Annotated in this window: 2 protein-coding genes; both read left to right on the top strand. The window is 63.9% G+C overall.

Features of this window, described 5'->3' with window-relative positions; genetic code table 11:
• Positions 1 to 254 precede the first annotated feature (254 nt).
• Positions 255 to 7,640 (top strand): LamG-like jellyroll fold domain-containing protein, encoded by a 7,386-nt coding sequence (locus ACWDX9_RS55320; protein WP_449970668.1) that lies wholly within the window; start codon positions 255 to 257, stop codon positions 7,638 to 7,640.
• Between the two features lie 31 nt (positions 7,641 to 7,671).
• A complete protein-coding gene (locus ACWDX9_RS55315; protein ID WP_449970665.1) occupies positions 7,672 to 8,283 on the top strand; it encodes a DUF4240 domain-containing protein in 612 nt (203 codons plus the stop codon).
• Positions 8,284 to 8,530: the final 247 nt, after the last annotated feature.

The following is an 8,530-nucleotide window of genomic DNA, read 5'->3' as shown; positions in this document are numbered from 1 at the left end:
CCTCAGCCAGCTGAGCCCAATCGACTACGAGAAGACGACAGATAGCCTGAAGACTGCCGCCTGAGATCGGTGTCCACGCTCAGGGGGAAACTCCCCCTTGTCGGTGTCCTTCGTTGTGGTTCGGAGTGTGATGGCGCATGCGCCGTATCTCGTCATGGCGTCATTCGGCTGGGATGATCCTTGTACTTACCGGTCTGACGCCTGGCCTGCTTGTATTGCCGGCGCCGTCAGTTGCGGCCGCTTCAGTGATGGGCGTGGTCGATGATGCCGACGCCTTACTGGTGACGCCGCAACAAATGATGGAGTCGGCTGCGGGATTGCCGCCGCTGTTGCCCGCGACCGAGGTCCCGGCTGCGGCGGAGGCCTCGGATGGGTGGCGGCCTGAGGTGAAAGCGCCCAAGGGAGCGGTGCCGCTGGAGGACCGGACAGTGGACGCGGCGGCGCGAGAGTCGGATGAGGGCAGTCTGCCGGCCGGAGTGTTGCGGGCTGAGGCGGCGGATCGGGCGGCGCTGACCGTTGCGGGTTTCACGGATCTGTACCCGAAGTCGGGGTATCTGGTTGATTCATTGACGCCGGTATTGCGGGCGCGGGCGCAGAGCATGGCCGTCATTGCCCCACTGTCGTATTCGTTCAAGGTGTGTGATGTCGAATCGATGTCCGGCACCGGGTGTACGACGTCGGGTTACGTGCCGGGCAACGGCAACAGCTGGAGCGTTCCGGCCGGGAAGCTGGTGTGGGGCAAGCAGTACTGGTGGACGGTCACGGTCAAGGACTCCTCCGACTCCTCCACCACCACCTCGTCAGTGCTAACGTTCGTCACCGGGGTGCGCCAGCCAGCGGTGACGTCGACGCTGGCCGGCAGCGGGATCGCTGGGCAGGAGTTCAACCAGCAGACGGGCAACTACACCACAATCGCGGCGGATCTGACGGTGACGACGGTGGGGCCGCCGTTGTCAGTGGTGCGCACCTACAACAGCATGGATCCGCGTACGGATGGCATGTTCGGGGCGGGCTGGTCGACGCGCTGGGACATGAAGGTCGTCAAGGAGGTGCGCGGCAGTTCGACGTCCGCGCTGGTGACGTATCCGGATGGGCGGCAGGTGCGGTTTCAGGCGAACGGGGATGGGACGTTCCAGCCGCCGCCGGGCATGTACGCGACGCTGGCCGAGGAGAGCGGCGGCGCCTGGCGGCTGATGGACAAGACGTCCGTTATCTACAGGTTCGACGGCCAGGGCAAGTTGACGTCGATCACGGACGGGCGCAATCGCGCGCAGCAGTTGACCTACGACGCAGCCGGGAAGCTGGCCAAGGTGACCGGTGCCGGGGGCCGGTCGGTGACGTTCACCTGGCAGGGCAACCAGGTGGCCACAGTTTCCAGCGACCCGGTAGATGGTCTGGCGCTGACCTGGACCTATGGCTACGACCAGGGGCGGTTGACACAGGTGTGTGCGCCGGTGACGGCGCCGAACTGCACCAGCTATGAGTACGGCGGCGGGTCGTTGTATCGCAGCAGCGTGCTGAACTCTGACCCGTTCGGCTACTGGCGCTTGGGGGAGAACTCGGGCACGAGCGGCGAGGACCTGGGCACCGGTGCCGGGGACCTGACCTATTCCGGCGTCACGCTGGCGCAGCCGGGTGCGCTGGCCGGCACGACCGACACCTCGGCCGCGTTTAAGGCGGGGTCGGTGGTGAAGCTGCCCTCGAGCGCGGTCCCGCACCTGGGTGATCAGCTATCGGTGGAGGCGTGGTTCAAGACCGCCCAGTCCGGTGTGATCATGGCCGCGGGCAGCACCGAGAGCAGCAACCTGGCGCGCGGGGCGATGCTGTACGTGGGCACCGATGGCAAGCTGCGCGGCTCGCTGAAGGAGGATACGACCCCTATCACCTCCGCCGGCGTGGTGAACGACGGCCAGTGGCATCACGTGGCGCTGAGCGTGGCCGGGCAGAACCAGATGCTGTACCTGGATGGCCAGCAGGTCGGCACCATGACCGGGACCGCGACCGACTGGCGGACGTTTGCCACGCTCGGCAACGGTGTCACCGATCCGACCAAATCCCCGGCGGTGCCCGCTGCGGTGGGGGCGTTTCCGTTCCAGGGGCAGTTGGATGAGGTCGCGCTGTACGGCAAGCCGCTGACCGCGGCCGAGGTGCAGGGCCACTACGCAGCCCGTACCGGCGCGCCGAGCAAGCTGACCAAGGTGACGCTGGCGTCCGGCCGCATCTGGGCGGTCAATACCTACGACGACAAGAGCGACCGGATCGCCGCCCACACCGACGCCAACGGCGGAACCTGGAAGATCGGCACCGTCGGGATCGAGCAGCAGTCCGGCGAAGCCCAGGTGACCGTGATGGACCCGGACAACAAAGAGCTCAAGTACCTGTATGACGCCTGGCGCGGCTACCGCATCCGCGGCGAGACCGACCAGCGCAACTTCACCACCTGGTACGAATATGACCAGGCGGGCTTCCTGACCAAGGTGATCGACCGCAACAACATCGCCAACGACATCTACCAGGACAAGCGCGGCAACACCCTCGGCCGGAAGTACTGCCGGGCACCGAGCGAGTGCGCGATCGAGTACTGGACCTATTACCACAATCCCAATGACCCGTTTGACCCGCGCAACGACCGTGTCACGGCCTACCGGGACGGCCGTTCAGCGAGCGACATCGACAACACCTTCGCCATGACGAGCGAATACAACAGCTTCGGTGAGCAGACCAAGCAGACCAGCCCGGCCACCGCGGACTTCCCGCAGGGCCGTTCGGAAAGCGTGGCCTACACCGATGGCAGCGAGGCGGCCGTCGGCGGTGGCACCACTCCTGCTGGCCTGGTGAAGAGCAAGACCGACGCGCGCGGCGGCACCTGGCAATACGGTTACACCGCGGCCGGGGATCTGGCTGAGCAGACCGACCCGGCGGGCCTGGTCACCAAGCTAGAGTACGACGTGCTGGGTCGTATGGTTGCCAGTACGCGTGTCTCTGATGCGGTGCCGGACGGGGCGAAGACCACCTTCGCCTACGACGGCTGGAACCGGCTGATCTCCAGCACCGCCCCCGCGGCGAAGAACGAGATCAGCGGCGTTACCCACACCACACAGGCTCGCACCACCTACGACCCTGATGGTAACCCGCTGACGGAGACTATTGCCGATCTGACCGGCGATGAACCGGACCGGGTGACGACCTTCACCTATGACGCGCACGGTCGGCAAGACTCCGTCACCAACCCCGAGGGCGGAGTCGCCCGGCAGGAGTGGAACCATCGCGGCCAGGTCATCCGCACCACCGACGCGCGTGGCACGGCCATCGAGCAGGCATACACCGTGCGGGGTGAGCTATATACGAGCACGCTGAAGGGGTGGATCGGAAGCCCGGTGAACCCGCAGCCGGCCAAGGACGTGCTGCTGGAAACCCGCAGCTACGACGCGGGCGGGCGGCTTGACATCATCGTGAACGATGTGATGAAGCGTACGTTGAAGAACATCTATTGGATGGACAACCGGCTCAAGGAACAGGTCGCGGTGGGGGCGCAGCTAAATGGTTCCACCACGCCGCGCGATGTGGTGGTCAAGGCCGAAGAGTACGACGCGGCGGGGAACTTGACCGAGCAGATGACCGGCAACGGCATCACCATCATCACCTTCAAGTATGACCAGGCCAGCAGGCTCATGAAACAGGTGCTGGACCCTGGTCGGCTGGCCCGCGCCACCGAGTTCGTATATGACGAAAACGGCAACATCACAAAGACTACCCTGACCGGGGCGGGCAGCAGCGGCCGCGCTGAAACCACGAGCTACGCCTACAACAAGCTCAATCAGCCCACCAAGCAGACCATCGAAAACGGCGCCCAGGACATCGTCGCCACCATCGACTACGACGACCGCGGCCTGCCCGTGGCCAGCACCGATCCGCGCGGCAACGCCGACGGGGCGAACGCCACCGACTACACCACCACGCTGCGCTACGACGTCCTGGACCGGCTGGTCGAGACCAAGGCACCGCAGGTGCAGGTAGACAAGAACGGCTCCGCCGTTCCGGTGCGCCCGTCCGCCTTGATCGGTTATGACACGGTGGGCAACCAGACGCACCAGCGCGACGCCGAGGGCCGCACCCTGACCTCGACCTTTGACAAGGCGAGCCGGCTGACCGGCACCACCGCGCCTGCTTACACGCCGCCCGGCGGCAGCGCGATTATCGCGACCATCCTGCACGCCTACGATGCGGCCGGGCAGTTGAAGTCCACGACGGATCCGCGTAGCTATGTCACCTCTTATGAGTATGACCAGCTAGGCCGGCAGGTTCGTGTCACTAACCCTGCCCCCGATGGCCAGACCGCAGGCACATGGGTGACCGAATATGACATGGCGGGTGAGAAACTGGCCACTGTTGACCCGACCGGTGCCCGCACCCAGGCCGCTTACGACGACCTCGGCCGTCAGATCACCGCCACTCAGATCGAGCGCAAGCCCGTAAGCGCCGCCTACCTCACCAAGATGGAGTACGACGACGCCGGTCGGCTGCTCAAGAAGACCGTCCCCGGCCCGGGCACGGGTACCACGTCCACCATTTTCGCCCCCAACGCGGCCGGGGAGGTCGAGAGCGTCACCGATCCGGCGGGTAAGACGACCATGAAGTATGACCTGGCCGGGCGGCTGGTCGAGACCGCCGACGCGAACTGGAACGCCAGCGCAGCCGAATACGACCTGGCCGGCCGCCAGACCATGCTTAAGGACCTGCGCCTGAAGCTGGACGGCACCGTCGAGGCGGTGTTGCGCACTTACGGCTACGGTTACGACGCCGCGGGCAACCCCACCAGCGCCACCTCTCCCGAAGGCCGCGTCACCCGGCAGACGTTCGACGCGCTGAACCGGGTCACCTCGCTCGTCGAGCCGATCTCGTCGAGTCAGTCGATTACTACGAGCTTCGGTTACGACGCCACCGGCGCGCGCACCCGTCTCACTGACGGCCGCGGCAACGCCACCTGGACCAGCTACAACAGCCTCGGCCTAGCCGAGACGGTGATCGAGCCAGCCACTACCGCCCACCCTGATGCGGCTGACCGCACCTGGACTCATGTCTACGACGAGGCGGGCAACCAGAAGGCCACCATCCAGCCCGGCGGCGTGCGCACTGACCGCACCTTCGACCACCTCGGCCGGCTCACCGAAGAAAGCGGTGCGGGCGGCGGCGCCGCCACGGCCGAGCGCACCTTCGGCTACGACCTCGCCGGTCGCCGCACCACCGCCGGGGACCTGACGGTCGACTACAACGACCGGGGCCTGCCCTTGAAAATCTCGCGCGGCACCATCCAGGAGAGCGCCTACGCCTACGACGGTCTCGGCAACCCCACCCAGCGCATCGACGCTGCCGGTACCGCCACCTTCACTTACGACACCGCCAACCGCCTGAAGACCGCCACCGACCCGGTCACCAGCCGTACTCTCACCTACGGCTACGACCCAGCCAGCCGAGTGAAGACCATCACCGCCACCAGCGGCACCGCCAGCACCCAGACCATCGACTACGACAACATGAACCGGGTCACCGGCCAGACACTGACAAACGGCTCCGGCACCCAGCTCGCCAAGATCGCCTACGTGTGGGACAAGGACGACAACCTCACCACCAAGACCACCGTCGGCACCGCCGGGGCAGGCACCAACACCTACGGCTATGACCACGCCGGACGCCTAACCTCCTGGACCGCCCCCGGCAACGCAGTCACCACCTACGAATGGGACGCCGCCGGCAACCGCACCAAGGCCGGCAACGCGACCTTCACTTACGACGAACGCAACCGCCTCACCTCCGGCGACGGCACCGACTACACCTACACCCCGCGTGGCACCCTGGCCACCAGCACCAAGGCGGCCGCCACCACGCAGTACACCTTCGACGCCTTCGACCGGCTCATCGCCGACGGCGACAGCCTCTACAGCTACGACGCCCTCGACCGGATGAGCAGCCGCATCCGCGGCACCTCCAAGCAGAACTTCGCCTACAGCGGGCTCGGCAACGATCTGGCCGCCATCACCGACAGCGGCGGTACGGTCCAGGCCAAGTACGCCCGTGACCTCGGCGGCGGCTTGCTCGGCTTGAAAGAAGGCACCGGCGCAGGGATGGCCGCACTGAGCGACCTGAACGGCGACCTGGTAGCCACCTTCACCACCACCCTGCAGACCTCCACCGCCTACGACCCCTTCGGCACCGTCACCGCCCAGACCGGCACCAAGACCGGCCTCGGCTACCAGGGCGAATACACCGACCCGGACACCGGCAAGGTCAACATGCACGCCCGCTGGTACCAGCCCGGCACAGGCACCTTCACCAGTCGTGACACCGCCACCCTCAGTCCGAACCCATCGGTGCAGGCCAACCGCTACACCTACGCCAACGCCTCACCCCTGACCGGCACCGACCCCACTGGCCACGCCACCGTCATCGGCGGCGGCTCCGTCTCCGGTCCCTCGGCCTACACGCCGGGCATCGACTACCAGACCGCTGCCGATATCTACGCCCAGAACGGCATCATAATTGGGGGCGGAAGCAGCGGCGGCGGAGGCCAGTGCATCGGAAGCTGCTACGGAGGCGGCGGCGCGGTCGAAGTTTGCATCGCTTGTATCACCGCAGGCCAGATCGACTGGAACGTCGTCCTCGTCATGAGCGAAGAGGACGTTAAGAGAAGGGGCCATCTGCCAAACGGAGCGGCCATACCCGATGGCTTCTTTGGCGAGTCCAAACTCATACGAAAAGGCGTCATCGACCTCGCCCACCAGGGCATCCCTGCCTCCCTCCTCAAAAGTATGTGGAAGGATTATAGAAAGAGCTTCCCCTACGCCCGCGGCGGCAAGTCCATCGACCCTGACCATCTTCCCGATTACAAGGTCTGGTGGTATGGGCGTCGTATCACCTTCTCCTCCAAGGGTGCTGTGATGAAGTACATTTTCGAACAAGCGGGTAAGGGGAACGTCTGTATCCGGGCGGCATGCCTCGACGGGGCGCCCGCCTTTACGTTGGCTAAGAACGAAAAGGTATTGTACGAAAATTATTGCAAGCAGCACTCTAGTGATTGCGCGTGGGATCCTAAGCGGGGGCGTCAGGAATATCAGGCGAAATTATTCCTTCTGGAAATCGGTGTTCCTGCTCCTCTCGTATATGCCTGGAGTGGCGACGAGGGGATCGGGGGCAACAAGGGATCTGTTCACGGCGGCGTCTACATCCTGGTCCGCGAGGATGGGAAGCCTCTCAAGGTAGGGGAAACCAATGATTTCGAAACCAGATGGAGCGATGATTATGCGAGGACATGCCCCACGTGTAAACTGCTGGTTCTCTTCCGCGTCCAGAGCAGGGATATTAGGGCGGGACTTGAAGACATCATCCTGGATGCCGGGATTCAAACGGGCAGGTGGAAGTATGGCGATGATTGGAATAAGAGGCGTATGTCACTTAGTAATAGAGACCGCGAGCCTAACCGGAAAGACGGGTTTGATTGGCTCGCAGACTGGGGAATTGCTCTTTCCCAAGACGGAGACGATCCATATCGCCTCAAATTCCGCAAGGGAGGCAATGGTCGAGGTAAGTACGGTAAATACGGAAGCGGTGACTGGAAGCCTCTGGTGGTGGCACCAGGACGGTGAGGCTTGACCGCGCCGTACACTGGGAGGAAACGTGCAGCAGTACCATAGTATGAGCGAAGATGGCTTCTGGGGTCTGATCGAGTCGTCAAAAGGCAAAGGGTGGACGAAGGCTGAGCGGGTGGGTTGGCTGAAAAGCCGATTGGTTGCAAGCTCCCCAGAAGAAATCGTCGATTTCCATATGTGGATGTTTCTAAATCGGAAACGCGCCGAGACCTGGGAGCTCTTCGGCGCAGCCGGACATCTGTTCGGTATCTCCTCCGACGATGGCTTCCAATATTTCGTGGGCTGGCTCATCGGACTCGGTAGAAAGGCATTTGAAGCTTCCATAGCGAATCCCGACAGCCTGATCGACCTGCCTGAGGTTCGAGAACGTATCCAATATCGCCGATCGGTGGGCAGGTTGCCCGAAGAGCTGTATCCCGAGTTCGAGGCGCTGCGATCCGTTGCGATCCACCCTTATGAGCAGGTGACTGGCAAAGATGTGACGTCCCTTTGGAAGGCGCTAGAGTTCAGAGGCATTGAAGTCCGAAAACTGTTCAATCCTACTGGCGAGTACTGGGACGATCCTGAGGAGGCGCGATGGCGACTACCGCGTATCCATCAGTACCTCGCTCAAGGGGAGTCAGAGAGAGCTCCTGAATAGAATCTTCTGGCCGGAAGATAACCGGCAGATGGGCGGGCGGCGTAGGCCTCAGTCGGTGATTTCCAGCTGATGCCGGCGTGTGGGACTCACAATGGGATTTGGGTGCGGCTCTCCCTCAGTGAGTGCCTGAGCTGGGCTTTTGTAGACATGACTGAACCTATTTCAGCCTCACGCGGCCTGGGCGACGCGATGGTTTTGAAGGACGGCGATGGCTTTGCACAGGTGGCCGGCCTTGGATGGGCTGCAG

The organism is Nonomuraea sp. NPDC003201 (assembly GCF_053590415.1).
The sequence above is the reverse complement of the archived record's forward strand: the minus strand, read 5'-3'. Positions and strand labels throughout refer to the sequence as shown.